The sequence below is a fragment of the Streptacidiphilus sp. MAP12-20 genome (genome assembly GCF_041262525.1).
In the GTDB taxonomy this organism is placed as follows: Bacteria; Actinomycetota; Actinomycetes; order Streptomycetales; family Streptomycetaceae; genus Streptacidiphilus.
Window position 1 is genome coordinate 285,816 of record NZ_JBGCCK010000007.1, and the last position, 26,843, is coordinate 312,658.

At 74.1% G+C, this 26,843-nt stretch carries 25 protein-coding genes; 14 read left to right on the forward strand and 11 right to left on the reverse strand.

All coding sequences use genetic code 11. From position 1 onward, the window contains the following. Positions 1 to 82: 82 nt before the first annotated feature. A complete protein-coding gene (locus tag ABIA32_RS12260; protein WP_370094072.1) occupies positions 83 to 364 on the forward strand; it encodes a DUF397 domain-containing protein in 282 nt (93 codons plus the stop codon). Positions 365 to 617: 253 nt separating this feature from the next. Here the strand turns inward: ABIA32_RS12260 and ABIA32_RS12265 are convergent, their stop codons facing one another. Next, positions 618 to 701 (reverse strand): putative leader peptide, encoded by an 84-nt coding sequence (locus tag ABIA32_RS12265; protein WP_370094129.1) that lies wholly within the window; start codon positions 699 to 701, stop codon positions 618 to 620. 114 nt (positions 702 to 815) lie between these two features. On the opposite strand from ABIA32_RS12265, the gene ABIA32_RS12270 reads away from it, so the two are divergent. After that, a complete protein-coding gene (locus ABIA32_RS12270; protein WP_370094073.1) occupies positions 816 to 1,310 on the forward strand; it encodes a hypothetical protein in 495 nt (164 codons plus the stop codon). A gap of 13 nt (positions 1,311 to 1,323) precedes the next feature. Next, positions 1,324 to 2,358: an acyl-CoA dehydrogenase family protein gene (locus tag ABIA32_RS12275; protein ID WP_370094074.1), complete on the forward strand. Its 1,035-nt coding sequence runs from the start codon at positions 1,324 to 1,326 to the stop codon at positions 2,356 to 2,358. A 6-nt stretch (positions 2,359 to 2,364) separates the two neighbouring features. Here the strand turns inward: ABIA32_RS12275 and ABIA32_RS12280 are convergent, their stop codons facing one another. Next, complete coding sequence (locus tag ABIA32_RS12280) at positions 2,365 to 3,480, reverse strand: phosphotransferase (RefSeq protein WP_370094075.1); 1,116 nt, start codon at positions 3,478 to 3,480, stop codon at positions 2,365 to 2,367. A gap of 373 nt (positions 3,481 to 3,853) precedes the next feature. On the opposite strand from ABIA32_RS12280, the gene ABIA32_RS12285 reads away from it, so the two are divergent. Further along, entirely contained in the window at positions 3,854 to 5,326 is a 1,473-nt protein-coding gene (locus ABIA32_RS12285; RefSeq protein ID WP_370094076.1) for a hypothetical protein, read from the forward strand. Positions 5,327 to 5,487: 161 nt separating this feature from the next. Here the strand turns inward: ABIA32_RS12285 and ABIA32_RS12290 are convergent, their stop codons facing one another. Further along, on the reverse strand, positions 5,488 to 5,964 hold the full coding sequence (locus ABIA32_RS12290; RefSeq protein ID WP_370094077.1) for a PAS domain-containing protein: 477 nt from the start codon (positions 5,962 to 5,964) through the stop codon (positions 5,488 to 5,490). 393 nt (positions 5,965 to 6,357) lie between these two features. Here ABIA32_RS12290 and ABIA32_RS12295 point away from each other — a divergent pair, with 393 nt between their 5' ends. The 4 genes from ABIA32_RS12295 to ABIA32_RS12310 all read left to right on the forward strand — a co-directional run bounded on the left by ABIA32_RS12295 (position 6,358) and on the right by ABIA32_RS12310 (position 11,324). Further along, positions 6,358 to 7,767 carry a HEAT repeat domain-containing protein gene (locus tag ABIA32_RS12295; protein WP_370094078.1) on the forward strand — a complete coding sequence of 470 codons (1,410 nt, stop codon included), beginning with the start codon at positions 6,358 to 6,360 and terminating at the stop codon, positions 7,765 to 7,767. A 108-nt stretch (positions 7,768 to 7,875) separates the two neighbouring features. Beyond that, positions 7,876 to 9,018 (forward strand): glycosyltransferase family 4 protein, encoded by a 1,143-nt coding sequence (locus tag ABIA32_RS12300; RefSeq protein WP_370094079.1) that lies wholly within the window; start codon positions 7,876 to 7,878, stop codon positions 9,016 to 9,018. A gap of 15 nt (positions 9,019 to 9,033) precedes the next feature. Beyond that, entirely contained in the window at positions 9,034 to 10,416 is a 1,383-nt protein-coding gene (locus tag ABIA32_RS12305) for a glycosyltransferase (protein WP_370094080.1), read from the forward strand. Beyond that, entirely contained in the window at positions 10,413 to 11,324 is a 912-nt protein-coding gene (locus ABIA32_RS12310) for an SGNH/GDSL hydrolase family protein (protein WP_370094081.1), read from the forward strand. The genes ABIA32_RS12305 and ABIA32_RS12310 overlap by 4 nt, the downstream gene beginning before the upstream one ends. Here the strand turns inward: ABIA32_RS12310 and ABIA32_RS12315 are convergent. From ABIA32_RS12315 to ABIA32_RS12330, 4 genes are all read right to left on the reverse strand, one after another. Further along, positions 11,234 to 12,328, reverse strand: a complete 1,095-nt coding sequence (locus ABIA32_RS12315; RefSeq protein WP_370094082.1) for a WD40/YVTN/BNR-like repeat-containing protein — start codon at positions 12,326 to 12,328, stop codon at positions 11,234 to 11,236. The two genes, ABIA32_RS12310 and ABIA32_RS12315, sit on opposite strands and share 91 nt — an antisense overlap. Positions 12,329 to 12,469: 141 nt before the next feature. Next, positions 12,470 to 13,447 carry a biotin-dependent carboxyltransferase family protein gene (locus tag ABIA32_RS12320; protein WP_370094083.1) on the reverse strand — a complete coding sequence of 326 codons (978 nt, stop codon included), beginning with the start codon at positions 13,445 to 13,447 and terminating at the stop codon, positions 12,470 to 12,472. Next, complete coding sequence (pxpB, locus tag ABIA32_RS12325; protein WP_370094130.1) at positions 13,444 to 14,067, reverse strand: 5-oxoprolinase subunit PxpB; 624 nt, start codon at positions 14,065 to 14,067, stop codon at positions 13,444 to 13,446. Before pxpB ends, ABIA32_RS12320 begins: the two co-directional genes overlap by 4 nt. 62 nt (positions 14,068 to 14,129) lie before the next feature. After that, a complete protein-coding gene (locus tag ABIA32_RS12330) occupies positions 14,130 to 14,891 on the reverse strand; it encodes a LamB/YcsF family protein (RefSeq protein WP_370094084.1) in 762 nt (253 codons plus the stop codon). A 177-nt stretch (positions 14,892 to 15,068) separates the two neighbouring features. Between ABIA32_RS12330 and ABIA32_RS12335 the strand changes: the two genes are divergently transcribed. The 4 genes from ABIA32_RS12335 (at position 15,069) to ABIA32_RS12350 (ending at position 23,209) form a co-directional block, all read left to right on the forward strand. Continuing rightward, positions 15,069 to 15,860, forward strand: coding sequence for an aquaporin (locus tag ABIA32_RS12335; RefSeq protein ID WP_370094085.1), 792 nt, complete (start codon positions 15,069 to 15,071; stop codon positions 15,858 to 15,860). A 90-nt stretch (positions 15,861 to 15,950) separates the two neighbouring features. Continuing rightward, positions 15,951 to 17,447, forward strand: a complete 1,497-nt coding sequence (locus ABIA32_RS12340; RefSeq protein WP_370094086.1) for a hypothetical protein — start codon at positions 15,951 to 15,953, stop codon at positions 17,445 to 17,447. Positions 17,448 to 17,616: 169 nt separating this feature from the next. Beyond that, a complete protein-coding gene (locus ABIA32_RS12345) occupies positions 17,617 to 18,480 on the forward strand; it encodes a hypothetical protein (protein ID WP_370094087.1) in 864 nt (287 codons plus the stop codon). A 37-nt stretch (positions 18,481 to 18,517) separates the two neighbouring features. Next, positions 18,518 to 23,209, forward strand: a complete 4,692-nt coding sequence (locus tag ABIA32_RS12350; protein WP_370094088.1) for a hypothetical protein — start codon at positions 18,518 to 18,520, stop codon at positions 23,207 to 23,209. On the opposite strand, the gene ABIA32_RS12355 is transcribed toward ABIA32_RS12350, so the two are convergent. The 4 genes from ABIA32_RS12355 to ABIA32_RS12370 form a co-directional block, all read right to left on the reverse strand. After that, positions 23,175 to 23,441 carry a hypothetical protein gene (locus ABIA32_RS12355; protein WP_370094089.1) on the reverse strand — a complete coding sequence of 89 codons (267 nt, stop codon included), beginning with the start codon at positions 23,439 to 23,441 and terminating at the stop codon, positions 23,175 to 23,177. The genes ABIA32_RS12350 and ABIA32_RS12355 overlap by 35 nt on opposite strands. Positions 23,442 to 23,445: 4 nt before the next feature. After that, entirely contained in the window at positions 23,446 to 23,703 is a 258-nt protein-coding gene (locus tag ABIA32_RS12360; protein ID WP_370094090.1) for a hypothetical protein, read from the reverse strand. Further along, positions 23,693 to 23,896, reverse strand: coding sequence for a hypothetical protein (locus tag ABIA32_RS12365; protein ID WP_232248346.1), 204 nt, complete (start codon positions 23,894 to 23,896; stop codon positions 23,693 to 23,695). The genes ABIA32_RS12360 and ABIA32_RS12365 overlap by 11 nt, the downstream gene beginning before the upstream one ends. Before the next feature lie 125 nt (positions 23,897 to 24,021). Beyond that, positions 24,022 to 24,717: a FadR/GntR family transcriptional regulator gene (locus tag ABIA32_RS12370; RefSeq protein ID WP_370094092.1), complete on the reverse strand. Its 696-nt coding sequence runs from the start codon at positions 24,715 to 24,717 to the stop codon at positions 24,022 to 24,024. A gap of 143 nt (positions 24,718 to 24,860) precedes the next feature. Between ABIA32_RS12370 and ABIA32_RS12375 the strand changes: the two genes are divergently transcribed. Continuing rightward, positions 24,861 to 25,409, forward strand: coding sequence for a gluconokinase (locus tag ABIA32_RS12375; protein WP_370094093.1), 549 nt, complete (start codon positions 24,861 to 24,863; stop codon positions 25,407 to 25,409). Beyond that, complete coding sequence (locus ABIA32_RS12380; RefSeq protein WP_370094095.1) at positions 25,406 to 26,803, forward strand: gluconate:H+ symporter; 1,398 nt, start codon at positions 25,406 to 25,408, stop codon at positions 26,801 to 26,803. Before ABIA32_RS12375 ends, ABIA32_RS12380 begins: the two co-directional genes overlap by 4 nt. Positions 26,804 to 26,843 lie beyond the last annotated feature (40 nt).

A 26,843-nucleotide genomic window follows, 5' to 3' on the forward strand; every position in this document is an offset into this window, starting at 1 on the left:
CGGGCGGATCGTGTCGAAGGCCTCCACCCAGGCGTGTCGCGGAGATTACAGTGGGATCAACTGACGGCGGGAGGAGCACGACGTGACGAGCGACGCATTCTTCGACGAATCCGCGCGGGCCGGGGTTCTCACTCAGCGGGGTCCATTCGGGGGCGGCGTTGACAGGAAACCCCATCTCGATCTCAGCAGCGCCGAGTGGCTGTCCAGCAGCCAGGGCGTGGGCGACGTACAGATCGCCTTCGTCGACGGATACATCGCCATGCGCGACGGACGGAGCCCCGAGGGCCCGTCGCTGATCTTCACCCCGGCCGAGTGGAACGCCTTCGTGCTCGGCGCCCGCGACGGCGAGTTCGACCTCACCTGACGTGTCTGTGAGCGGGCGCCGCGCCGACCACCCCCACGGGGTCGACGCGGCGCCCAGCCCGCTCTCGCTCGCCCCCACGCGGTGCGGAGCGGGCCCGCCCGCCGCAGCCGGTCACGGCACGGCAGGCGAGTTCTTCGGGTTCTTGCGGGTGACGAGGTCCAGGTTCGCAGAACGCGCACACTGTCCGCAGGCGCACCAGTGATCCTGACCGATCTCGGTGGATCCGACGGGTTCTGCGGTGCTCACCGAGGCGTCAACGGCTCGGGCGACACGCAGCGGAAGCCACGCGCAGCAGGTCGATATGACCCCTGCTCACCAGTCGCGGCGATCTCTGCATGTCGCCGACCGTAATCGGAACGTGATCGGCTCGTCAACCTGCGTCTCGGAGCCCGGACAGACACCTTCGACCGGCCACGCGTTCGTAACCTCGAGGGACACGTACGATTGCCCCATGGCTTTCCTCCGCCGCCGCTCCGGCACACCCGCAGGCCCGGACTTCGACATTCTCGCGATGGACCCGAGCGACTGGCCGGGCGACTTCGGCGCCGCGCTGCTCAGCGATCCGGAGGACGGCAGCTGCCATGGCGTCGTGCTGCGCTACGACCTCATGGGCGGCCGCGGGCCGTCGATGATGATCGGCAACCTGCGCCCGGGCTCGCCGGCCAGGGAGCCGGAGGACGGGGTCCCGCTGGAGGTGCGGCAGATGATGGCCGCCATCGGCAACGACGAGCCGGTCGGGGTGCTCGACAGCGAGGACTTCCCGGTCATGCTCGACGACGCACTGCTGATCGTGAAGAAGGTCAAGCTCAGCGAGAGCCGCCTCGCCTGCGTGCAGTTCGGCCGCAGCGACGACGTCCAGGTCACCGTCGTGACCTGGGACCGGCCGGTCAGCGAGGATCTCTACAAGCTGCTCAAGCCACTGCCCGCGGACATGTTCCAGATCTGATCGGGTCGCCCGGATGTCGCTGAACGATGCTATGGCGCGGCTCCCGCGCGTCGTCGATCTGCTCGCCGCGCGGGCCGACGAGCACGACCGCGAGGGGGCCTTCCCCTACCGGGGCGTGGAGGCGCTGCACGAGGCCGGCCTGCTCACCCTGACCGTCGGCGCGGAGCACGGGGGTGCGGGCGCCGGGGTGGCGGACACGGTCCGGCTGCTCGCCGCGCTCGGCGGCGGTGACCCCTCCGTCGCGCTGCTCGCGGCCGACACGCTGCTCACCCACGCCGCGCAGGCGCGCGCCGCCCGCTGGCCCGCGGCCGCCTACCGCGCGTTGCTCGCCGACTCCCGGCGCGGCCCCGCGCTCGTCGGCTCACTGCGGGCCGGCCCGGACGGCCCGCAGGTGACCGCTCTCCGCAGCTCCGACGGTTGGCTGCTGACCGGCCGTGAGCAGGCCGTCCGTGGCGCGGAGGCGCTCGCGTGGATGACGGTCGAGGCGCAGGCCGAGGAGGGTCCGGCCACCTTCCTGGTGGCGGGGGACAGTCCGGGGGTCGGCGTCGAGCCGGGCTGGGAGCAGCTCGGGCTGCGCGCCGGTGCGGTTCAGGACGTGCATTTCGAGAAGGTCGCGACGCAGGACGCCTTCCGCCTGGCCGCGTCCACCGAGCGCGACGAGGCATGTCGCCGCCTTGGCGTCGCGGCGGTCTGCCTGGGCATCGGCGGCGCGGCGCGGGCCTGGCTGGTCCGCAACGTCCGCGAGCTGCCGGCGTCGGAGCTGGGCCGGGTCGCGCTCGAACTAGCGGAGGCCGAGGAGCTGTTGAGCGGGATCGCCGGCGGCCTCGACGCGGACCGTGCGGGCGCGGACCGGCGCGCGGCCTGGCTCGCCCCCGGCATCGCGCAGCGCGGCGTGACCGTCGTGCAGCGCGTCGTCGCCCTGTCCGGCACCACCGGACTGAGCCGCGTCGTCCCGCTGGAGCGTCACCTGCGCGACGCGATCAGCGTCCGTGCCCTGCTGCCCCGCGAGGACACCGTCCTCGCCGAGGCCGGTACCGCCGCGTTGTAAGGCGCTCTAGCGGGTGCCGACAGCGGCGCGCACGGCCCGGCGAGCCAGCGCGGCGTCCTCGTGCAGGCGGCGGATCAGGATCCGCTGCTCCTCGCCCGCGCCGGGGACGTCGTGACGGCGGATCTCGCGCATCAGCACCAGGATCAGGTTCACCAGGAACGCGTCCCTGGGCAGCGTCCCCGACGCCTGCGCCACCTGGCTCAGCTGGCGACGCGCGCCGGTGTCCCCGGCCATGACCGCCCAGAGCAGCGCGAGGTCGTACCCGGGCAGGTACCAGCCCGTCTGCTCCCAGTCGACCAGGACCGGACCCGACGGGGCCAGCAGCACGTTCGTGAGCAGCGCGTCCCCGTGGCAGAACTGCCAGGGCTGGTGCGCCAGACCGTGCAGCAGCTGCTGCAGGTCCCCGGCGTCGCGGTCGGTGAGCAGGCCGAGCGCGTGGTAGCGGGCGATCTCACGGCCGTAGTCGAGCGGGCGGTCGAAGACCCCCGTCGGCGGACGCCACAGGTTCAGTGACCGCACGGCGCCGAGGATCGCGCGGACCTCGCCCGGCGTCGGCGTGTCCGAGGGATGACGCTCACGCGCGGCCGGCCGGCCCGGGACGCGCTCCATCAGCAGCACGCAGCGGTCCGCGTCGGCGGCGACCAGCTTGGGCAGCCGGGCCGGCGGACGGTGACGCACGAAGGCCCGGTAGGCGGCTACCTCGCGGTGGAACTGCTCGGTTCCCTCCACGTCCTCGCCAGGGCGCGCCAGGGCCTTCGCCACCACCGGCGTGCGGCCCGCCGTGCCCGCGATCAGCACATGGCGTCCGTCGCGGAGCAGCTGGCGCGGCACGAAGGCGGGAGATATCCGCGCGATGTGGGCCAGCGCCGCGCGGACCTGCGGGGAGCGCTCGGCCGGGTTCTCCGGGCGGGCGGCGACGCCGGGACGGGCGGGGGCGGGCATCGGCCGACGAAGCTGCTGCGCGGGGTTGGCCGGATGTGGAGTCGGGTGCACCGGGTGCTGTCCGCCCAGGTCGCGGGGGCGCGGGTCGAGGCCGATGGCGGGCCGCCGTCGCAGCGGACCGGTGGGGGAGGGCTGCTGCGGTCGGGACACCGGGGCGGGGGAGAGAGCCTGTGAGTACATGGGGTGGTTCCTGGTCCCTTCGTGTGTCCGGTGGCGGGCTGCCGCCGGCGGGCCTGGTCGGCCTGCCGCTGGTCGGGGTGGCGCGCGGGCTCCTGACGGGCCGGGGCCCGAGTGGCACACCCTGGGGAGTTGTGCCTCCCGGGCGAAGCCTGGCGCGTGGCGACCGTGCGCCACCCCTTGCGCCACCCTGGGGTCCTGGCTGAACTCTGGCTGTCGGCCGGGCGATCGACCAGGTCGGGGTGGCGCAGCTCTACAACACACCGAGCCGCAGATAGCGGGACAGCTAGCGGACCCTGGCGAACCCTGGCGAATGCTCGCCTGGCACATGACGGGTGGTTAGCCTCGAAAGTGCCGAGGAACCTGGGGGCTTGACGTGAACCGAGGACCGAACACCCGACTCGCCGACCTATTCGCCCTGACGGGCTGGTCGAAAGGCGAGTTGGCGCGGATGGTCAACCGCCGTGGGGCGGCGGCCGGACAGCAGCAGCTGTCGACCGACACCTCACGGGTGCGCCGTTGGATGGAGCGCGGGGAGATCCCCCGCGATCCCGTTCCGCGCATCCTGGCGGCTCTCTTCAGCGAGCAGCTCGGCCGAGTAGTCACGCCAGAGGACCTCGGCTTCCAGCGGGAACGGCACAGCGGGCACGGCGCGCGACGAGGCGCGCCGGACAGCTCCAGACCGGCACCAGGGCAGACGGCCGCGGTCCTCACCGAGTTCACGGGAATGGACCTGATGCTCAATCGACGCGGACTGATGGGCGCGAGCACCGCGCTCGCGGCGGGGGCTGCCATCGCCAACCCCCTGCACGACTGGATGCGGTCCCCGGCCGCAGCGCCGCCGACCGGCTCCTCCGCTGCGGCGGTACGCAGCCCTGGGGCGCTGCCGGCACTCGACTTCTACGAAGCCGGGCCGGTGGGGGAGGAGGAAGTGCGCTCGCTGGAGGAGTCGGTGGAGGTGTTCCGCCAGTGGGACGCCTCGCGCGGCGGCGGCCTGCAGCGCAAGGCGGTGGTCGGCCAGCTCAACGAGGTCGGCGGCATGCTGACCTTCGATCACCCCGACTATCTGGAACGCCGCTTGTGGGGCGTGGCGGCGAACCTGGCCGTGCTCGCCGGCTGGATGTCCCACGACGTGGGGCTGGAACCCACGGCGCAGCGGTACTTCGTCATGGCCGTGCACGCCGCCCGCGAGGCGGAGGACAAGCCGCGCGCCAGCGAGGCCCTGGCCCGTGCAGCGCGCCAGATGGTCCACCTGGGCCGGGCCGGCGACGCGCTCGACCTGATGCGGGTCGCCGAGGCCGGCGCGGGCGGCGGGACCCTGCCGCGTACCCGGGCCATGCTGCGCACGGTGGAGGCCTGGGCGCACGCCTCGCTTGGCCACAGCCAGGCGACGCGGCGCACCCTGGGCGAGGCGGAGGACCTGTTCGCGCAGGACAACGGCGAGCCGGGGCCGAGCTGGCTCCAGTTCTTCGACCTGGCCGACCTGCACGGCATGCAGGCGCTGACCTACCGGACCCTGGCCGACCACGAACCTGCGGCGGCGGCGCTGGCCCAGCGGCACGCCGTGCTCGCGTTGCAACTGCGCGAGGGCGGGCACGACCGGTCGAGGCTGTTCGACCACATCTCGATGGCCTCGGCCTGCTACCTGTCGAACAAGCCGGACGAGGCGCAGCGCTACGCGCAGCTCGCGCTGAGCTCGACGGGCGAGATGTCCTCGCACCGCACCTGGGACCGGCTCCGCCAGATGTACCGACTGACGGCGCGGTACGAGAAGCTGCCTGCGGTCTCGCAGCTGCGCTCGGACATCAGCAGGGCGATGCCGAGGCAGGCCCGGCCGCAGATCATTTGAGGGCTGAGCATCCGAGCAGGCACAGGCGGCGGGTGGCGGGGCAGCGCTGGGTACCGGGCGTCAGAGCCGCCGCGCGTCCCGAGACCCCTCGGACGCCGGGTCGTGCCCGGTCAGGAGCGGTCTGGCCGTCGAAGCGACAGTGTGCCGGGCCGGGCGGCCGCTCAGGCCGCGGCGCGGCCGAGGTCGCGGAGGGCGAGCCAGACGGCATGGACGCCGCCGTCGTCGGCGACCTGTGGGGCGCCGACGCAGTGCACCGCGCGGACCGTGCCGTCCCCGAGCTGGAGGCGGAACTCGGCGTCGATGGGCTTGCCGTCGACGAGCGCGGCTGTCAGCAGGCCGGAGACCGCGCGGCGGTCCTCAGGGTGCAGCGCGCTGGGCAGCTGATCGAGGGTCAGCGGGCCGTCCTGTGGAGCGCGGGCGAAGATCCGGTACATCTCCGCGGACCAGGCCACCCGGTCGTGGACCAGATCCCACTCGGCGTCGCCGAGCAGGGAGGCGCCGTTCAGGGGGGCGTCGGGGTGGGTGAGCGCGTCGACGACGCGGGCCAGCTCCGCCAGATGGGAGCGGGCGTGCGCGAGCAGCGCGCGCTCGGCCCTGTCCGTGGTTGCGCCGAAGGCGGCCTCCAGCTGCTCACGCACGGCGTTGACGTGCTGTGGGAGTGACGGGGGAGGAAGCTGGGGGTGCATGGCGTCCCACGGTTGCTCGGGGTGACCGTTGACCGTTACGACTCTGGCACAGAGCGTGGCGGTGGGGGGTGGCTTTCGGGAAAGTAAGCCAAATTTTGCCTTTGGCATATGCCCCGCGATGAGCGCAGCCCAGGCGCCGGACCGGCGCCAGGTGCGCGGCGTGCCAGCCGGACGGTAGGATTCCATGTTTCCGGCTGGCGGCTCGTCGACAGCCGGTGCCACAATTCCCCCGCGGCCACCGTCGCGGACCCGAACCACCCCGTGTGCGGGCAGGACCGACCAGGTCAGCCGCCCGCGCACTGAAATTCCATTGCCACCAGGACCGCCGCAACGGATGCTGACCTCATGTTCGAGCCCGCGATAGCGCCTAGCGCCTCCCTTCTCGGCCTGCTTCAGCGGGGCCGGGGGGACGGCACCCTGCACGCTCTGGCGGCCGAGCGTCTCGACGCGCTCGCCGCCTTGGAGGAGTGCGTCACCAGAGATCCCCGCCGCAACTGGCAGGTGGAGAACCGCTCCCTCTACTACGCGCGCCTCTACATGGAGCTGGAGGCGCCGCTCTGCGGGCTCGAGGCGCACCTATTCGACGCGTGGGACGCTCTCGACGACAACGAGTCCCGTACCGGCCTCACCCTGGCCGTGCTCGGTCGGCTGGCCGGCTACGGCCGCCGCGACGCGCTGCAACTGCTGCGCCGCTACGCGGCCGAGGGCAGCAACTGGGCCTGGGCCCTGGACGAGCTCGCCGTGCGCGAGACCGACGAGGGGCTCCGCTCCCTCGCCGACGCGGTGCTGACCCGGTTCCCGCACGATCCCGAGGGTGACGCCGAGCTGCGCGCAGCGGTCCGCGACGCCTACGAGCCGAGGCCCTGGCACCTGTGGGCGGCCGAGCATCCACGCGTCGCCGCCGCCACCGAGCGCGCGCCCTTCGACCTGTGGCAGCGTCAGCTGGAACGCCCGGAGACCCCGGAGTGGAGCACCGCCGCCGTGCTCGCCTGGGCCGACGCCGATCCCACCCAGGACGCGCAGGCGCTGGTCCGCAAGGCCGCCGCGGCCGCCCGCCTGCTCGGCGCGGTCGCCGGCGCCGCAGACCTCCCGCTGCTGCGTGCCACCGCCCGCGACGGCCGCACCGGCGCCCGCTGCGCCGCCCTGCGGCACCTGGCCGAGGCCGAGGACGAAGCCCTGCCCGGTCTGATGGAGCTGGCCGCCGAGGACAGCTGCGAGTCCGTCGTCGATTTCGCCCTCGACACCCTGGGCCGGATGCGCGGGCAGCGCGTCCTCGCCCACGCCCGCGCCTGGGCCAGCCGCCATGAGGACGGTCGGCTGAAGGAGGCCGCCGCCCGGCTGCTCGCCTGCGCGGGTGGTCCGGAGGACGCGGCGCTGGTCGTGGCCGCGCTGCACCGGCAGGTCTCCTCTTCCGGACCCGATGGAGAGATGCTCTTCGCCCTGGTCGAGGGAGTCGGTCGGCTCGCCGCCGGGCAGGCGGTGTCGGTCCTGCGCCACATCTACGCCGAGACGGTCTCCTCCCAGCTGCGCCAGAGCGCCGCGCGCGGGCTGGCCCTGATCGATCCGTATTTCGCGACGGGTGCGGCCGTCGAGTGCCTCTGGGACTGCGAGGAGGCCACCCGTGAACTGGCCGCCCGGCACGTCTTGACCAAGGGCGACGTCCGTGTCCTCGACCGGCTGCGCCGCCTGGCGGCGGACCCCGGCGAGGAGGCCGAGGTCCACGCGGCGGTACGCGGTCGACTCAGCGCGGGCTGAGCGGGCGGGGCGCGTTTTGAAGCGGGCCGCACGAGGATTCGTGCGGCGTTCGCCGTTCGGTCAGATCAACGTGCCTCGCTGCACGCTCCGGCTCGGAATAACGCTGGCATGCGTGTCGCCCTCGTCACCGAGTCCTTCCCGCCCGACGTCAACGGCGTCGCCCACTCCGTGCTCCGTACTGCGGAGCACCTGGTGCGGCGCGGACACCACCCACTCGTCATCGCGCCCGCCCCGGCCCCTGCCGTGGCGGTCGGCGCGCCCGATCCCTGCCCCGTCGTCCGCGTTCCCGCGATGCCGCTGCCCGGCTACCCGCAGGTACGGATAGCGCTGCCCAGCCGGAAGCTCGAGCAGCTGATCGCCGGGCACCGGCCCGACCTGGTCCACCTCGCCAGCCCGTTCCTGCTCGGCGCCCGCGGCATGGTCGCGGCCGAGCGGCTGGGGCTGCCGACTGTCGCCGTCTACCAGACCGACATCGCGGGCTACGCTCGCGCCTACCGGGCCGGCAGCTCGCTGGGCGAGGCGGCCGCCTGGCGGCGGCTGCGCGCCGTCCACTGCGCCGCCGACCGCACGCTCGCCCCGTCCACCCCCGCCGCCCAGGACCTCACCGCCCACGGCATCCCCCGGGTCCACCTGTGGCGGCGCGGCGTCGACTCGGTGCGGTTCCACCCGCGCCACCGCGACGAGGCGCTCCGGCGCGAGCTCGCGCCCGGCGGCGAGGTACTCGTCGGGTACGTCGGCAGGCTCGCGCCGGAGAAGCGCGTCGACCTGCTGGCACAGACCGTCGCCCTGCCCGGGGTGCGCGTCGTCGTGATCGGCGACGGACCGAGCGAAGCCTCGCTGCGGCAGGCCCTGCCCGGGGCCGTCTTCCTCGGCCGCCGCACCGGGGACGAGCTGGCCTCGCTCTACGCGTCGCTGGACGTCTTCGCGCACACAGGACCGATGGAGACCTTCTGCCAGACCATCCAGGAGGCGATGGCCAGCGGCGTTCCCGTCGTCGGCCCGGCGGTCGGCGGACCGCTGGACCTGATCGCCCACCACCGGACCGGCCTGCTGGTGCCGCCCCGCGACGGTGACGCCGTCGCGCGGGCCGTCGCCGAGCTGGCGGCCGACGCGGCGCGGCGTGCCCGGTACGGCGCGGCGGGGCGTGCGGACGTCGAGGCGCGGACCTGGCAGTCGGTCGGCGACGAGCTGATCGGCCACTACGGGCAGGTCCTCGCGCGCTCGCACAGCGCGCTCGGCGTGGCGGCGTAGGGGCGGAGGGCGGTCATGGCACTTCGCATCGTGCGCGTCGCGAACTTCGTCACCCCGACCTCGGGCGGGCTGCGCACCGCGCTGCGGCGGCTCGGGGCGGGCTACCTGGCGGCCGGTCACCGGCCGATGCTCGTCGTGCCCGGGCCGGCGGCGGCCGACGAGGAGACCGAGCAGGGACGAGTCATCACCCTGCCCGGACCGCTCGTCCCCGGCACCGGGGGCTACCGGGTGCTGCGGGACCGGGCTCTGGTCGCCGCCACGCTGGAGCGGGTACGCCCGGACCGGCTGGAGGTCTCCGACCGGACCACCCTGCGCTGGACCGGCGGCTGGGCACGCGAACGCGGCGTGCCGGCTGCGATGGTCTCGCACGAGAGCCTGGACGGCGTGCTGCGGGTCTGGGGCCTCCCCGGACCCGCGGCCCGGCGCGCGGCAGACGCGCTGAACGCCCGCAGCGCGCGTGCCTTCACGCGCATCATCTGCACCACCGACTGGGCGGCGGCGGAGTTCCGGCGGCTCGGCGTGGGCAATCTGCGGCTGGCCCCGCTGGGGGTGGATCTGAGCCTGCGTCATCCCGACTGTCACGACCCGGCGCTTCGGGCCGAGCTGGCCCGGCCGGAGGAGCTCCTGCTCGTCCTCTGCTCCCGCCTCTCGCCGGAGAAGCGGCCCGAGCGAGCGCTCGACGCGCTCGCCGAGCTGCGCCGCCGGGGCGTTCCTGCCGCACTGGTCGTCGCAGGCGACGGCCCGCTGCGCGGGCGGCTGGAGGCCCGGATCGTCGCGGAGGGCCTGCCGGCCCGGTTGCTGGGCCATGTCGCCTCGCCGGAACGCCTTTCCGCCCTCCTCGCCACGGCCGACCTGGCGCTGGCCCCGGGTCCGGTCGAGACCTTCGGCCTGGCCGCACTGGAGGCGCTGGCCTGCGGCACCCCCGTCGTGGCCAGCGCCTCCTCCGCCCTGCCCGCCATCCTCGCCGACGCGGGCCTACCCGCCGCGGACACCGGCCCAGCCTTCGCCGACGCCGCCCAACGCCTGCTCGCCCGCCCGGCGCAGGCCCGCCGCGCGGCGGCCCGCGCCCGTGCCGAACAGTTCGGCTGGGACGCCGCCGTCGCCGCCTTCCTCGCCGCGCACGACGCGTCGGACGCGCACGAGGCGGCGGTCACGGCGAACCGGCAGGACGCACCAGTGGTCGCCCAGGCCGAGCACCCCCTGCGGTCCGCGCCGCCGGACCGGCGGCCCGAAGGGCCACCCGCCGTCCTCGGGCCCGCGCCCCCACCCGGCCTCCGGCCCGTCCGGTCGCCCGACCTCGGGTCCGCGTCCCCGGCGGGCGCAAGATCCGGCCGGCCGCCCGCAACCCCCGATCGCTCTGCGCTCGCCAAGATCCCTCCGGAAGGAGCCCCGAGATGACCCAACTCCGTATCTCCGCGCTCGGCGACTCCCTCACCGAAGGGCTGGGCGATCCCGTCGACGGCGGCTGGCGCGGTTGGGCCGCGCTGCTCGCGGGTGGGTGCGCGGCCGAGGGCGGGGCCGTGGCGTTCGCGAACCACGCGAGCAGCGGTGCCCGCACGGCGGACGTGCTGCTGCGTCAGCTGCCGCAGGCGCGGGCGAGGCGGCCGCACCTGGCGGCCGTGCTCGTCGGCGTCAACGACACACTCCGGGCCAGCTACGACATCCACGCCGTGGCCCGCCACCTGGACACGACCTTCGGCAGCCTGACGGAGGACGGCTCGGTGCTGCTCACTGCCTGTCTGCCCGACCCCGGCCGGATGCTGGGGCTCCCCGAGGCGCTGGCCCGCCCGCTCGGGCGGCGGATGACGAGCGTCAACACCGTGGTCCACGCGCTCTCCGAGCGCTACGACGCCGTCCACGTCCACGCCGCCACGGACGGCTGGGTGCACGACCCGGCGATGTGGAGCGTCGACCGGCTGCACCCGAGCGAACGCGGTCACCGCGCCCTCGCCCGTGCGTTCCACCGCGAGCTCGCGCAGCGCGGCGTCGCGATGGGCCCGGCCCCCGACGCGCGGCCGGACGGCGTCGCGCCCGGTCGCGCGGCGCAGGTGCTGTGGATGGCGACCAAGGGCACCCGCTGGGTGTTCGACCGCTGCACGGACCTGCTGCCGGACCTGCTCCGCCTGGCCGCGGCGGAGCGCCGCGAGAACCGGTCCGGCCAGCTCGACCACGAAGCCGCGGAACAGACCGCCGCCGCGTTGCGTGCGCTCGGAGCTCAGCTCAATGTGACCGCCCGGACGCAGAGCACGGCGGGCAGGTGCTCGCTCAGCAGCGACCAGGACTCGCCCTCGTCGGCGCTGCCGTAGACCTCGCCGTTCTTGTTGCCGAAGTAGATGCCGGCCGGATCGCCGTCGTCCGTCGTCAGCGCGTCGCGCAGGACCACGCCGAAGTGCTCACCGTGCGGTAGGCCCTTCTCCAGCGCCTGCCACGTCTCGCCCGCGTCCTCGGTGCGGTAGACGCGGCAGCGGTGCTCGGGGGCGAGTCGCTCGTAGTCGGCCGTGAGCGGGAAGACGTAGGCCGTGCCGCCCCGGCGCAGGTGTGCGGCGACGGGGAAGCCGAAGTCGGCGGGGAGACCGGCGTCGATGCGTTTCCAGACGGCGCCCGCGTCGTCGCTGCGATAGACACCGCCGTGGTTCTGGAGGTAGAGCCGGGACGGGTCGACCGCGTCCTGGGAGACCTTGTGCACGCACTGGCCGAACTCCGGGTAGCTCTCCGGCTCCGGCAGGAAGCGGGCCTCGATGCCGGTGTTCGACGGCTCCCAGCTCGCGCCGCCGTCGAGCGAGCGGTAGACGCCGCCGGTGGAGACGGCAATCGTGATCGCCCGAGGATCGCGGGAATCCAGCACGATCGTGTGCAGGCCCTGGCCGCCGAAGCCGGCCTGCCACTGCTCGCGCTGCGGATGCCGCCACAGGCTCTCGTTCAGCGCGAAGGAGGCCCCGCCGTCCTCCGAGCGGAAGAGTGCGGCGGGCTCCGTGCCCGCGTAGACGACGCCGGGTTCGTCGGGACCGGCGGGCTGGAGCTGCCAGACCCTGGTCAGCGAGGCGTCCGTGCCCTCGGGGAACTTGACGGCCGGGGCGGCGGGCTCCTGCCAGCTGGCGCCCAGGTCGTCCGAGGTGAAGACGGAGGGACCCCAGTGGCTCGAATCCGCGCCGACGAGCAGCCGCGGCGCCGCGCCGCGGCGGTCGACCGCGACGGAGTAGACGCCCTGCATCAGGAAGTGCGGACCCGTCCAGGACCAGGAGCGACGGTCCGTGCTGCGGCCCAGGAACAGGCCCTTCGCCGTGCCGACGGCGAGCAGCGTCTCAGCCATGTCCAACACCTCCGTGCAGAGTCGAATCGGGGTCGAATCGGAGTCGAGCAGAATTCCGGGCTCATCCAGCAGTCTGGACCGATCGTGCGTTCGCTGTCTTCCCCGACGCGCTCGAACCTACGAACGAGTGAGCGCGCGACGCTACCCCGCGCGCCCCTCCCGCGCCCCGACCGGCAGGAACCGCACACGGATACCGGGAACCGCCTGCGCGGCCGCAGCCAGATCCTCCTCAGGAACCACCCCGACGACCGGGTAGCCTCCCGTCGTCGGGTGGTCCGCCAGGAAGACGACGGGCAGCCCGTCCGGCGGTACCTGCACCGCGCCCAGCACCATGCCCTCGCTCGGCAGTTCGCCCAGCCCGGCCCGCCGGACGAGCGGTGGTCCGTCGGTCAGCCGCAGGCCGATGCGGTTGCTGGCGGGGGAGACGCGGTAGCGGGCCGTCGCCAGCCCGGCGAGGGCGTCCGCCTCGAACCAGTCCCGACGCGGGCCGGGGGCGAGCCGCAGCAGCAGCTCGCCCGGTGGAGCAGGCAGCGGCAGCCAGTCCGCGTGCAGCGGGCCGGTGCCGGGCTGGGGTGTGCCCAGCGGCAGCGTCATGCCCGGGGCGAGCGGCGCGGGGCCTAGCCCGGAGAGCAGGTCCGCCGAGCGGCTGCCGAGTACCGGCGGAACGTCGAAACCGCCGTCGACGGCGAGATAGCAGCGCAGCCCGGCGCTCACCGCGCCGACCTCCACCAGCTCCCCCTCCCGCACGCGCACCGCCGCACCCCACGCGGCGGCCCGCCCGCCGACCCGCACCGGAGCGGGCGCGCCCGTCACCGCGACCCAGGCGTCCCCGCCGACGGCCCGCAGCGCGACGTTCCCGAACGTGGCCTCCACCACGGCCGCGCCTGCCCCGTTCCCGACCAGCGCGTTCGCCCACCGGTACGCCGGTTCGTCCAGCGCCCCAGCCCTCGGCACCCCGAGCGCCGCCACGCCGCGCCGCCCGGCGTCCTGCACGGTGGCCAGCGGCCCGGGCCGGACGACGACGAAGCGCCGCCCCTTGTCCGCACGACGCGTCACCACGCCGCCCTCCGCAGCGACGTCGCGCGCACCGCGCAGGCCCCGCCACGTCCTGGCGCTCATGCCGACTCCCCTTCGGCCACCCCGACGAAGCGGACCCGGGTACCCGGCGCCAGCAGCGCGGGCGGCTCGCGGTCGACGTCCCACAGCGACAGCGACGTGCGGCCGATCAGCTGCCAGCCACCGGGGGAGGGGCCGGGGTAGACGCCCGTGTACGCGCCGCCGAGCGCGACCGAGCCGGCCGGGACGCGGGTGCGCGGCGTCGCGCGACGCGGGACTGCCAGCGACTCCGGCAGGCCCGTCAGGTAGGCGAAGCCCGGCGCGAAGCCGCAGAAGGCGACCCGGAACGCGCACGCCGCGTGCATCCGCGCCGCCTCCGCGGCGGAGACGCCCCAGAGCGCGGCGACCTCCGCCAGGTCCTCCCCGTCGTAGACCGTCGGGACCTGCACCAACGGGCCCTCGTCGACCGGCACCCTGCGCGGCCGACGGCCGCGCAGCCACGCGGTCAGCGACGCCAGTTCCCGCGCGTCCGCCATACCGTCGACCAGCACCGTCCGCGCCGCGGGCACCAGCTCCACCGCGTCGCCGAGCTCCCCCGCGCGCTGACGCCGCGCCAGATCCGCCAGCAGCGCGGCGACCTCCTCGTCCGACCCGACCTCCGCCAGCAGCGCCCGCGCCCCCATCGGCCGGACCGTCACCCCGGAGAGCCCCGCGGCACCCGCGGCCCCGGCGTCCCACGCCCCGCTCAAGCGAACGCCTCCACCGCCACGCCCGCCGCCTCCAGCCCCGCGCGCACGCGCACCCCGAGCGCCGCCGCGCCCGGGGTGTCACCGTGCAGGCACAGTGAAGCAGCGGCCACTGACACCTTCGTGCCGTCCGCCGCCACGACCTCGCCGCTCACTGCGATGGCGAGCGCCTGGGCCAGCACCGCTTCGGCGTCGTGGAGCACCGCGCCCGGCTCGCCGCGCGGGACCAGCGTGCCCGCGGGCGTGTACGCGCGGTCCGCGAACGCCTCCGCCACCGTCGGCAGCCCCGCCGCGGCCGCCGCGCGCAGCAGCGCCGAACCGGGCAGCCCCAGGACAGGCAGCTCGCGACCGTAGGCCCGCGCGAAGGCGGTGACCGCGTCCACGACCGCGCCCGCCTGCTGCTCGTCCCAGACGGCCCGGTTGTACAGCGCGCCGTGCGGTTTCACATAGGCGACCCCGGCGCCCGCAGCCCGCGCGAAGACCTCCAACGCGCCCATCTGGTACACGAGTTCGTCGGCCAGCTCGCTCCGCGGCACGTCCATCGCCCGCCGGCCGAAGCCGGCCAGGTCCCGGTAGGAGACCTGCGCGCCGATCCGCACGCCGCCCTCCGCCGCGCGCTCGCAGACGCGACGCATGGTCGTCGGATCGCCGGCGTGGAAGCCGCAGGCCACGTTCGCGCTGGTCACCACCGCGAGCAGGGCGTCGTCGTCGGTGAGGGTCCAGCGACCGAAGCCCTCGCCGAGATCGGCGTTGAGATCCATCTCCACCTCCTCGGGCGATCGTATGCGCCCAGGATCGGGCCGCCGCGGGCTTCACCCGACTGGGCGAACCCGAAAGGTCGCACAGGAACGATCGGCCTAGGCTCCCCATGAGTGCTTCGCGCCTGCGCGAGGACCCGCGCCATCGACCGTTTCCTGCCGTCCCGCAAGGAGGTAACGATGGGAAGCAGCAGCACGCGCATCTTCTTCGCCGAGGCCCTGGGCACGGCGATCCTGATCATCGGCGGTGTCGGCACCGCCGTCTTCGACGCCGGGCGCGCAGGCGTCCTGGGCGTCGCCCTCGCGTTCGGGCTCAGTCTGCTCGCCGCGGCCTACCTGATCGGCCCGATCTCCGGCTGCCACATCAACCCGGCGATCACCGCCGCGATGGTGGTCGTCCGCAAGACCGACGTCAAGCTGCTCCCCGCCTACCTCGGCGGGCAGATCCTCGGGGGCCTCTTCGGCGCGCTGCTGATCTGGTCGATCGGGCAGGGCCACCCCGGATTCACCGCTGTGGGCAACGACGGTCAGAAGACGGTCGTCTCCGTCAGCGAGACCGGATTCGCGTCCAACGGGTACGGACTGCACTCGCCGGATCACTACAATCTGGGTGCGGTCATCCTCGCCGAGATCGTGGCGACGGCGGTGTTCGCGCTGGTCGTGCTCGCGACGACGGCCCGCGGCTTCGCGGTCCCGATGGGCGGCCTGGTCGCCGGCGTCGGCCTCGTGCTGGTGCACCTGGTGACGATCCCGGTGAGCAACACCTCGGTCAACCCGGCCCGTTCGCTGGCCACGGCGGTGTTCCAACACGGCTGGGCACTGAGTCAGCTCTGGGTCTTCATCGTCTTCCCGCTGGTCGGCGGGACGCTGGCGGGGCTGGGCTGGAACGCCCTGCGACAGATGCAGGCCGCCGGAGCGGCGGCGGCAGCCTCCGCACCGGAGTTCGCTGCGGCGACGAGCGAGGCGGACTAGCGGATTCGGGAATGCGGGGGCTTGGGTACAGACCGGGATGATCCGTGCCGTTTGGGACGTTGTCAGTCCGAACCTCTACGCTAAGCCCCCGTGACCACCACCGCCGAAGCAGCACGCCCCGCGCCGGGCCCCGCCGCCGACGAGGGCCTCGCCCGTCGGCTGCGCGCCCTGGCGTGCACCGCGCCGCTGCACGACCTCGACAGCCGCAAGGCCAACCTGGCCGGCGAGTACGCGGTCTACGGCATGGCCGAGGTCGCCCTCGCAGCGATCGACCTGGTCACCCTGCACATGGACTTCGACACCGGCGCCGACCGCGACCAGGTGCTCGCCCGGCTTCAACCGCGCGTCGCCGCGCAGGCCCCGGCCCGGCCCTGGCGCGAGCACGAGCGGGTCGCCAAGTGGGTGCTCGAGTCGCTGATCAACGTCGGCAGCGTCGACCGTGGCTTCCGCGCCGTGTACGGCACCTTCGCCTCCGACGGCTCCTACGTGCGGCGCGACTACGACTTCAAGCTCATCGAGGAGGTCCCCGGCCCCGACGGCGGCGTCTACCTGCGCACCACGGACGAGGCCGTCAACGTCCTCGTGGGCGCGCTCGACACGGACGTCACCTCGGCCCAGATCGCCGCCGAGGTCAAGCTGGAGGTGCTGATCCGGCGCGGACGCCTTGCCGACGCGCAGCTCGCCGCCGAGCAGGCGCGCTACCGAACGGTCCAGTACAGCGAGGTGCTGCGGCGCGCGCTGGAGGCCACCCGCCGCAACGTCCGCGCCGTCGACTGGATGGAGACGGTCCCGGATCTGATCGCCGAGGCGCTGGAGCACATCGCCGACCGCTACCGGCACGAGAACGCGATCCTCACCAACATCCGCCGCGCCCGCGACGAGGCGGAGGACCCTGAACACAAGCGGCGCGCGGCCGAGCTGGTCGACATCGTCAAGGACTGCATCCGCCGCCACACCCAGCTGCAGACCAGGCTGCTCGAGGCGGGCCCGCTCTTCCGCGCGGAGCAGGACCGCCAGGCGTTCGCCGCGCCGACGGCGCGCAGCGGGCTGGATCTCTACGGCCAGCTGCTGGCCCCGGTGCTGCCGCTGCCGCTGGAGCAGGCATCGGTGGTGACGACGGCGTTCTTCCGCAAGGGCATAGGCCTGCGCACGCCGAGCGCGGTCCGGCTGAACGATCTGATCGACGTCCTGCTGACCCCGCCGGTCGAACGCGAGCACCTGGGAGCGGAGCTCCCTGAGCCCGACCTGATCTCCACCCCGGACGACAGCCGCTTCACCGACGCCCAACTGGAGCACGCGCAGGCCCTGCTGGACCTCCCGCCGGACGCGCCACGCCGCCTTTCCGGCCTGCTGGCCGAGGCGCGCCGGGCGGATCCGGAGCTGCCGTACCTCGTCGCGCTGCTGGCGGTGCACGCGGCGAGCCCGTCCGTCGGCACGGCCTACCGGCAGGGCGAGGAGCGTCTCCTTTTCGCCGTCGACGACGGCACACGGTTGCAGGACGAGGAGTTCGGCGGCGCGGATCTGATCGTGGGCAGTGCGCTGCTGGATGCCGTGGGCATGGCGGCGGACCGCGCGGAGGCTTCGTGATGAGGGGAAGTTGCAACTCCCCAGGGGCGCGGGGAACTGCGCGAGAAACCACCCTGCGCGGATGGCCCTGCGCGTTCCGCGACTCACCACACACGGTGGCTTGTCGCGCAGTTCCTCGCGCCCCTGAAGGTGCAACTGGCCCTCTCCTAGATCTTCAGGAGTTCTGCTGATGAGCGACGAAAGCTTCGACCAGCCGAGCGAGAGCGCGCGTCCCGCCGTCACCCCGGCGGACGTCGCGGACGCTTCCCGCCTCGTCTCGTTCGGCGTTCAGCCGAAGCTGCTGCCGGCGCGGGACACCGAGTACGCCGAGCTGATCCGCCGTTACCGGGACGACCCCGCCTTCGCGCGGCTCGCCGACGCCGTCGCCGCCGGGCTCGGCCTGATCGTGCTGGAGGTGTCCGCCCGCGCCGGGATGGCCGTCGCCGCCGCCGAGGACAGCGTCTTCGCCGTGCGGATGGGCGACTACTCACGCCGTGCCGCGTCCGAGTCCACCGACCGGTTCCTGCACGGGCTCGCCCACCTCGCCGTGGCCGCCCTCGCCTTCCCGCGCCCCGAAGACCTCGCCGACGACGGCTACCTCGGCCGGATCACCGTCAACGGCGTCGACGCCTTCGTGCGTCAGGCCTGCCGCAGGCTGGAGGAGCAGGCCGACGCCGAGGGCGCCAACTCCGACCCGGTCACCGACGCGCCCGGGCTGGAGGCCGCCTGGCGGGTCTACGCCCGCCGCAGCGCGACCGGCGCGACCAAGGACGCCCGCCGTCTCGCCGGATCCACGATCGGCATCGTCGGCAAGGCGGTCAGCTTCCTCGTCGACTCCGGCTTCCTGCAGAAGACCTCCGACGACGCCGGCGGCACCTTCCGCACCACCGCCCGCTACCAGCTCCAGGTCCGCGACCTGGCCGGCAGCGCCGCGATGGGCGAGCTGCTCGCGCTCGGCATCGTGCCCGTCGCGGACGGCAGCGCCAGCCTGCTGCCGCCGGACGACTCGGACGAGCTGGTCACCGACGCCGGCCTGCCCTTCCACAACGCCTGACCGACCCGTTTACCCCTGATCGGAGACCTGCCGCACCATGTACGAGCTCAACCGGGTCCGCCTCTACTCCATCGGCCCTGCCGGTGCGCGGTACGCCGACACCGTGCTCGACCTGAGTGCCGTCGGCGACGTCGTCCCTGACCCCGCGCCGCGCCAGCCCGGCTTCTTCGACCAGGAGGAGACCGGCCCGGTCCGCCGCCCCGCGCCCGCGGGCGTGCTCTTCCTGGAGAACGGCGGCGGCAAGTCCGTCCTGCTCAAGCTGATCTTCTCGGTCATGCTGCCCGGCCACCGCAACACCCTCGGCGGCGCCAGCTCCGGCGTGCTGCGCAAGTTCCTGCTCGCCGACGACTGCGGCCACGTCGCCCTCGAGTGGCAGCACACTCTCACCGGCGAGACCGTCGTCGTCGGCAAGGTCAGCGAGTGGCGCGGCCGTCAGGTCTCCGCCGACCCGCGCAAGTTCGCCGAGGCCTGGTACTCCTTCCGCCCCGGCCCCGCTCTCAGCCTGGACTCGCTCCCCGTCGCCGAGCGCGCCGTGCTCCTGCCCGCGCCCGGCCAGGAAGCCCCCAAGGTCAGCGCCCGTGGCCGCCGCCGCACCATGAAGGGCTTCCGCGACGCGCTCACCGAAGCGGGCAAGCTCGCCCCCGAGCTGGAGATCACTTGGGAGGAGGGCCACGAGCGCTGGATCGAGCATTTCGGCGGCCTCGGGCTCGACCCGGAACTCTTCCGCTACCAGCGCGAGATGAACGCCGACGAGGGCGAGGCGGCCGGACTCTTCGCGGTCAAGAGCGACAAGGACTTCACCGACCTCCTGCTCCGCGCCGTCACCGACACCCGCGACACCGACGGCCTGGCCGACCTGGTCCACGGTTTCGCCAACAAGCTCGGCCGCCGCGCCGAGCTCACCGCCGAGCGCGACTTCACCGGCGGCTCGCTCGAGCTGCTGCACCGCATCGCCGAGGCCGCCACCGCCCGCGAGTCCGTGCGCGAGACGCATCGTGGTGCCGAGCGCCGCGCCCGCCGCCTGTCCCGCTCGCTCCTAGCCCGCGCGGGCGTTGAGCGCGGCCACGCCGCCGAGCTGGAGGAGCAGGTCGCCGTCGCCGCCGAGGCCGCCGCCGACACGCAGACCGCCCGGACCCGCCAATCGCTGATCACCGCCGAGCTGACCCACCGCCACGCCAGCCTCGCCCTGGCCGCCGCCACCGCCGACGCGGCCGCGCTCCGCCGCGAGCTGCTCGACGCCCGCACGCTCCACTCCGCCTGGCAGACCACCGAGCTGGTGCTGCGTCACCGCGCCGCCGCCGACCGCGCCGCCCGCGTCAGCGCCGCGATCCGCGAGGCCGAACGCGACGCCGCGCCCGCGCTCGCCGCGCGCACCAAGGCCGCCGTCGCCCTGGTCCGCGCCCTGGAGGCCGCCGCAGGGGCGGGGGAGGAGCGCGCCGACAGCGAGGAGGAGCGCGCCCAGGCGCTGCAGGCCGAGGGCGAGACCGCCCGCCGCGACGCCACCGCGGCCACCACGGCCGCGCAGAAGGCCCGCAGCGAGGGCGACCACCTGCGTCAGCGCCTCGCCGAGGTCGAGCAGGAGATTCAGCAGGCCGTCCGGGCCGGCTGGATCGACACCACCTCCGGCGACACCGACAGCCCGGAAGCCGTCGACCCGGCGCGCGCCGCGCTGGAGGCCGCCGACGCCGAGAAGGCCGCCACCACCGCCTGGGAACAGGCCCGCGCCACCGCCGAGCAGGCCGCCGCCCGCTCCCGCGAGGCCGCCGCCCGCGAGGGCCGCGCCGAGCTCGCCGCCGCCCGCGCCGACGACGCGCTGACCGCCGCCGAGACCCTGCTCGGCGCGGAACAGCACGCCGCCGCCCTCCTCGCCGCCGAACCACGCGTCGCCGCCCTCCTCGGCACCGCCGACGGCGAACTGACGCCGGAACAGCTCGACACCGCCGCCGACGCGCTGCGCGAGCAGCTCGACGGCGCGGTCACCTCCGCCGAGCGCACGCTCTTCGAGTTGCGCACCCAGGCCGCTGCCGACGCCCGGATCCTGGCCGCGCTCGGCGACGGCGGCCTGCTGCCGCCCGGCCCCGACGTGCTGGCCACCGTCGAGTATCTGGGCGAACACGGCGTCCCCGCCCTCCCCGGCTGGCGCTACCTCGCCCAGTCCGTCGACCCGGTCGACCACGAACGCATCCTCGCCGCCCGCCCGCAGCTGGTCGACGGCGTCATCGTCACCGACCCTGCGACGCTGGAGCGTGCCCGCGAGATCCTGGCCGCCGCCGCCCTGCTGCCGCGCTCCGCCGTCGCCGTCGGCACCGCCGCCGCGCTGCTCGGCCCGGTCACCCCCGCGCAGGAGGAGTCCGCCGGCGTCTTCCTGGTCCCGCCGAACCCGGCGATGCACGACGAGTCCGCCGCCGACGAGGAGCGCCGCCAGCTCCGCGACCGCGCCGGCGCCCGCGACGAGCAGATCCGCGAACTCGCCGCCCGGCTTGGCGGGGACCGGCTGCTCGCCGGTCGGCTCTCCTCCTGGCGGACGGGCTGCCCTGCGGGCCGGCTCGCCGAGCTGACCACCGAGGTCGAGGCCGCGCGCACCGCGCTGGAGGCCGCAGGAGTCGAGCGCAGCACCGCGCGCGCCGAGCACACCGAGGCCGAGCAGGAGCGCGCTGCCGCCGCCCGCCTGCGCGAGACCCGGCTCGAGGCCGCCCAGCAGACCCGCCGCCGCGCCGACGCCCTCGCCGGCCTCGCCTACCGCCTGCGCGAGCGCTCCGCCTGGACGGCCCGCCTCCGCGAGCTCGCCGACGAGACCGCCCAGGCCGAGCAGCGCCAACAGGCCTGCACCGACCGCGCCCAGGCCGCCGACGAGGACCGCCGCGCCGCCCAGCGCGCCGCCGACGACGCCCGCCGCACGGTGCGCGCGCTGCGCGCTGAGCGCGCCGAACTGCCCAGCGCCGACCTGCCCGAGGCTGCCGCCGCAAACAGCCCCGCCGCAGGCGGCGCCGAGGTCCCCGCCGCCTCGCTGCCCGCGCTCCGCGAGGCGCACCGGGTCGCCGCCCAGCTCTACGAGAAGGTCGGCGTCGGCGCCGACCTCCGCGCCGAGCAGGCGCGCGCCGAGAGCGACGAGTCCTCCGCCCGCGCCGAGCTGGACCGGCTCACCAACAAGGTCCGCGTCCGCGCCGAGGAGCTGCTGAACAGCCCCGACGGCGCCGACGGCCCCGGCCGTCAGGCCGCTGCGGCGCGCGCCGAGGACCTGGTCCAGACGATCGAGTCCCGCGCCTCCACCGCCAGCGAGCAGCTCGGCCGAGTGCGCGCCGAGGCCGAACGCAGCGCGCCCGCCTCCGGCGAGGCCCACACCGAGCTCCCCGAGGAACTCGTCCCCGCCGACCAGGAACACGCGCAGACGCTGCTCCGCGCCGCCACCGCCGAGCTCGCCCGCCGCAGTGACGCGCTGGAGGCCGGCCGCGCCGCCCACGCCGAGCTGCTGCGCGGCCTGGAGGCCACCCAGCACGCCGCCGCCGAGTTCGACGAGACGGCAGCCCAGGTCCGCGACGGCCTGCGTGAACCCGCGCCCGATACGGCACCGGCGTCGGAAGAGGAGGAGCGGGCCCACCCGGTCACCGGCACGCTGGCCGAGGCCCGCCACGCCGCCGCCGACGCCCGCCGTCAGCTGCGCGCCACGCAGGCCCAGCTGTCCGCCGCCGACCTCTCCGTCCGCGACGCCTGCGACGCGTTGATCCGGCACGCCAACTCGACGCGCTTCGAGGCCGTCCGCACCCCGGCCCGCCAGCAGATCCGCGAACTGCCCGCCGCCGTGCTGCCCGAGCACGCGGCGCAGTGGGCCGCCGCCTTCGCGCCGCGCCTGCGCGTCCTGACGGACGAGTTGACCCAGCTGGAGCGGAACCGCGACAGCATCGTCGACCGACTGCGTGGGCTGGTGGAGACCTCGCTCGCCACACTGCGCGCCGCGCAGCGGCTCTCGCGGCTCCCGGACGGGCTTGGGGAGTGGTCCGGCCAGGAGTTCCTGCGGATCCGCTTCGAGGAGCCTGACCACGCGGTGCTCACGGAGCGTCTGGGCGAGGTCATCGACGAGGCGACCCGCGCGGCCGTCAAGCGTCAGGTCCCCGGCTCCTCGTCCGCCGCCCTCGACTGGAACCGCCGCGACGGCATGTCGCTGCTGTTGCGCGGCGTCCATGCCGCGCTGGAACGGCGCGGCGTCGCCGTCGAGATCCTCAAGCCCGACGCGGTGCTGCGGGCGGAGCGGGTGTCGGTCAGTCAGATGTCCGACGTGTTCTCCGGCGGCCAGCTGCTGACCGCCGCGATCGCGCTCTACTGCACGATGGCCGCGCTCCGCGCCAACGACCGGGGCCAGGCCAAGCTGCGGCACGCCGGCACGCTCTTCCTCGACAACCCGATCGGCCGCGCCAACGCGACCTACCTTCTGGAGCTCCAGCGCGCGGTCGCCGACGCGCTCGGGGTCCAGCTCATCTACACCACCGGTCTCTTCGACACGACCGCGCTGGCGGAGTTCCCGCTCATCATCAGGCTGCGCAACGACGCGGACCTGCGCGCCGGGCTCAAGTACATCTCGGTGGAGGAGCACCTGCGGCCGGGCCTGCCCGCGATCGAGGACGAGGACGCCGAGATCCACGGCGCGGTCAGCGCCACCCGCGTCTTCCGCCGCCCGCGCGCGGAGGAACAGCCCGACCTCAGCGCGGGCGCTTCGCTCCCGTCATCGGGGTGACGCCGCCGGAGCCGTACTGCCGTTCGCGACCGGCCCGTGCGGTGATCCAGACGTCGAGCAGGAACCAGGTCGTCAGGAACACCCCGACGACGGTCACGGTCAGAGCCACGCCCACGTAGTCGGCGTGGCTCAGCGACCCGAAGAGGGTGAAGACCAACGCCAGCAGCGTGCAGGCGAAGGACATGAGCAACCGCACCCTCGCCCGCCGCGACTCCTCCGACACCCGTGCCATCTCTTCACGCCTCCACGTAAGCGACCAGGATGGCCGAACGGAGCACTGATACGGAGTAGATGACGCGCACGCCCTCCGACTCGTTCCGGTATTCCCTGATCAGCGGGAACCGCGTCGGCACGCCCAGATGCGGATCGAAGGAGAGCTCGGCCAGCGCGCGGTCGAGCCGCTGTATCTCCTCCGCGTCCGTCAGCGAATCGACCTGCTTGCGCGCCCCTTCGGTGAACCGGATCTGCGCCCGCCGCCCGCGCCTAAGGGACACGACCCGCAAGCCTCGCCAGCGCCGACTCGCGGATCTCCTCCCAGGCGACGCACTCCTCCGCCGTGGGCAGGCCGTTCGTGGCGATCTCCTCCAGCGCCGCAGCGAGACTGTCCGCCCTCGCCCGCTCGTCCGCGGCCCACGCGCGCAGGGCGTCCGCCTCGTCGGGCTCCAACTGTGCACCCGGCTGACTCACTTGGCCCCTCCCCAGGCCGCGCTATTCCTGCCCTCCGCAGGCTACCCGGACCCTACCGGCTCAAGCTGCTCCGTTCGAGGGAGTACTCGTTACGGCCTCGCGTACCCACAAGGACGGGCTCGCCGTCAGCTCAGTACCTCGTCCAGCTCCTCCAGCGCGCCGGTGACGATCGACCGCATCGCCCGCTCGGCGTGGGCAGTGTCTCCCGCACAGACCGCCTCGGCGACCTCGCGGTGCAACTGGACCGCGTACTCGGCCGGGTGATGCGGCATCAGATGGTGCTCGGTGCGGCCGCGGAGAACCGCCTCGACGGTGTCGCCGAGGTGGGCGAACATCTCGTTGCCCGAGGCCTGCAGGATGGTCGCGTGGAAGTCGGCGTCGTGGCGCAGGAAGGACTCGAGGTCTCCCGCCCGGCCGGTCATGGTCATCTCCATCGCCAGCGCGCTGAGCGCGCGACGCTGGTCGTCCGAGGCGTGCGTCGCGGCCAGCCCCGCCGCGGCCGGTTCGACCGCGACCCGGAGCGAGCCGAGCGAGCGCAGCTGCGCGGCACGGTCCGCGCCGGCCAGCCGCCAGGCGATGACGGTCGGGTTGAAGACGTCCCAGTCGGACTTCGGCCGGACGGTGATCCCCACCCGCCGCCGGGGAGCGACCATCCGCATGGACTCCAGCATCCGCACCGCGTCCCGCACGACGGTGCGGGAGACCCCGTAGCGCGCCTCCAGCTCCTCGATCCGAAGGACCGAGCCTTCCCCGAGCTCGCCGGAGGCGATGGAGGGTCCGAGGTCGGCGAGGAGTCGGCCCGGTAGGCCCTGGATGTCCATCCGTCCAGGTTAGACCGACCGTCATGCCGTCTGCCGGGAAGGAGAGCATGAACTCTAAGTATGACTATTAGGTTACGAGGGCTTGATTAAGTCATATCTTTAGGCGGAGACTGTGCCGACCGGAAAGAACGGAGCACCAAGCAATGGCTCTCAGCGTCGAGAACCAGCGGCCGCCGATCGCGATCGTGGTGATGGGCGTGGCAGGGGTGGGCAAGACGACCGTCGCCCAAGCCCTCGCCGAGCGCCTCGACCTGCCCTACGGCGAGGCCGACGACTTCCACCCCGCCGCCAACATCGCCAAGATGGCGGCCGGCCACCCCCTGGACGACCAGGACCGCGAGCCGTGGCTGCGCGCACTCGGCGGCTGGCTCGGGGAGCGGATCGCCGACGGCACCGGGGGAGTCGTCACCTGCTCGGCGCTCAAGCGCAGCTATCGCGATCTGCTGCGTGAGTCCTGTCCGGGGGCCTTCTTCCTGCACCTGACCGGAGCGAACGAGCTCATCGAGGAGCGCCTGGCGCACCGCAGCGGTCACTTCATGAAGGCCCACATGCTCGACTCCCAGCTCGCCATCCTCGAGCCGCTCGGCGCGGACGAGAACGGCGCCCGCCTGGACGTCGGCCCCGCCCCCGAAATCCTCGTCGAGTCCGCCGTGGCGCTGCTGCCCCGGCCTGTCAATGGAGACCTCGCGTGACCACCCTGCCCCTGAGCTACCTCGCGGACGCCGCGCCGGCGCTCACGCACAGCAGCAGCCAAGGCCGACTGCTGCTCGCCGCGCTGCTCGGCATCGGCGTGATCGTCCTGCTGATCACCAAGCTCAAGCTGCACCCCTTCCTGGCGCTGACCCTCGGTTCGATGGTCCTCGCCGCTGTCGCGGGCGCCCCCTTCGACAAGCTGACGACCAGTTTCGCGACCGGCTTCGGCTCGACCGTCGCCAGCGTCGGCCTGCTGATCGGCCTCGGCGCGATGCTGGGCAAGCTGCTCGCCGACTCCGGCGGCGCCAACGTCATCGCCGACACGGTGCTCGCGCGCTCCGGCGGCCGAAAGCTGCCCTGGGCGATGGCGCTGATCGCCGCGGTGCTGGGGCTGCCGCTCTTCTTCGAGGTCGGCGTCGTGCTGCTGATCCCGATCGTGCTGCTGGTAGCCCGGCGTGGAAACATCCCGGTGCTGCGGGTCGGCATCCCGGCGCTCGCCGGCCTCTCCGTCCTGCACGGCCTGGTCCCGCCGCACCCGGGCCCGCTGGTCGCCGTCGACGCGCTCCATGCCGACCTCGGCATCACCCTCGCCCTCGGCCTGCTGGTCGCCGTTCCGACGCTCATCGTGGCGGGCCCCCTGTTCGCCCGTCTCGCCGAGCGCTGGGTCGGCCCGCTGAACGCGCCCGAGAGCACCCTCCCGACGGAGACCGAGCGTCCCGAGCACACCCCGTCCTTCGGAGCGGTCCTCGGCACCATCCTGCTGCCGGTCGTGCTGATGCTGGCCAAGGCGCTGGTCGACGTCGTCGTCGACAGCCCGAAGGACGGCGTCCAGCGGGCCTTCGACTTCATCGGCTCGCCGCTGGTCGCGTTGCTGCTCGCGGTGCTGGTGGGCATGTTCACCCTGGGCAGGGGCGCGGGCTTCACCAAGGCGCGGATCTCGACGACCGTGGAGAAGTCGCTGGCCCCGATCGCGGGCATCGTCTTCATCGTCGGCGCGGGCGGCGGCTTCAAGCAGACCCTGGTCGACGTCGGCGTCGGCAACGCGGTCAGCTCCTGGGCGGACAAGCTGCACATCTCCGCCCTGCTGCTGGGCTGGCTGATCGCCGTCCTGATCCGCCTGGCCACCGGCTCGGCGACGGTCGCGACGATCACGGCGGCGGGCATCGTCTCACCGCTGGCGGCCGGCATGTCCAGCCCGCACGCCGCGCTGCTGGTGCTGGCGGTCGGTTCCGGCTCGCTCTTCTTCAGCCACGTGAACGACGCGGGCTTCTGGCTGGTGAAGGAGTACTTCGGGATGAACGTCGGTCAGACGCTGAAGTCCTGGTCGGTGATGGAGACGGTCATCTCGGTGACCGCGATAGCGATCATCCTCCCGCTCGGCCTGGTCCTGTAGACCCGACCACCCCCCAAGCCGGCGGCCCCGACGCGTTCCC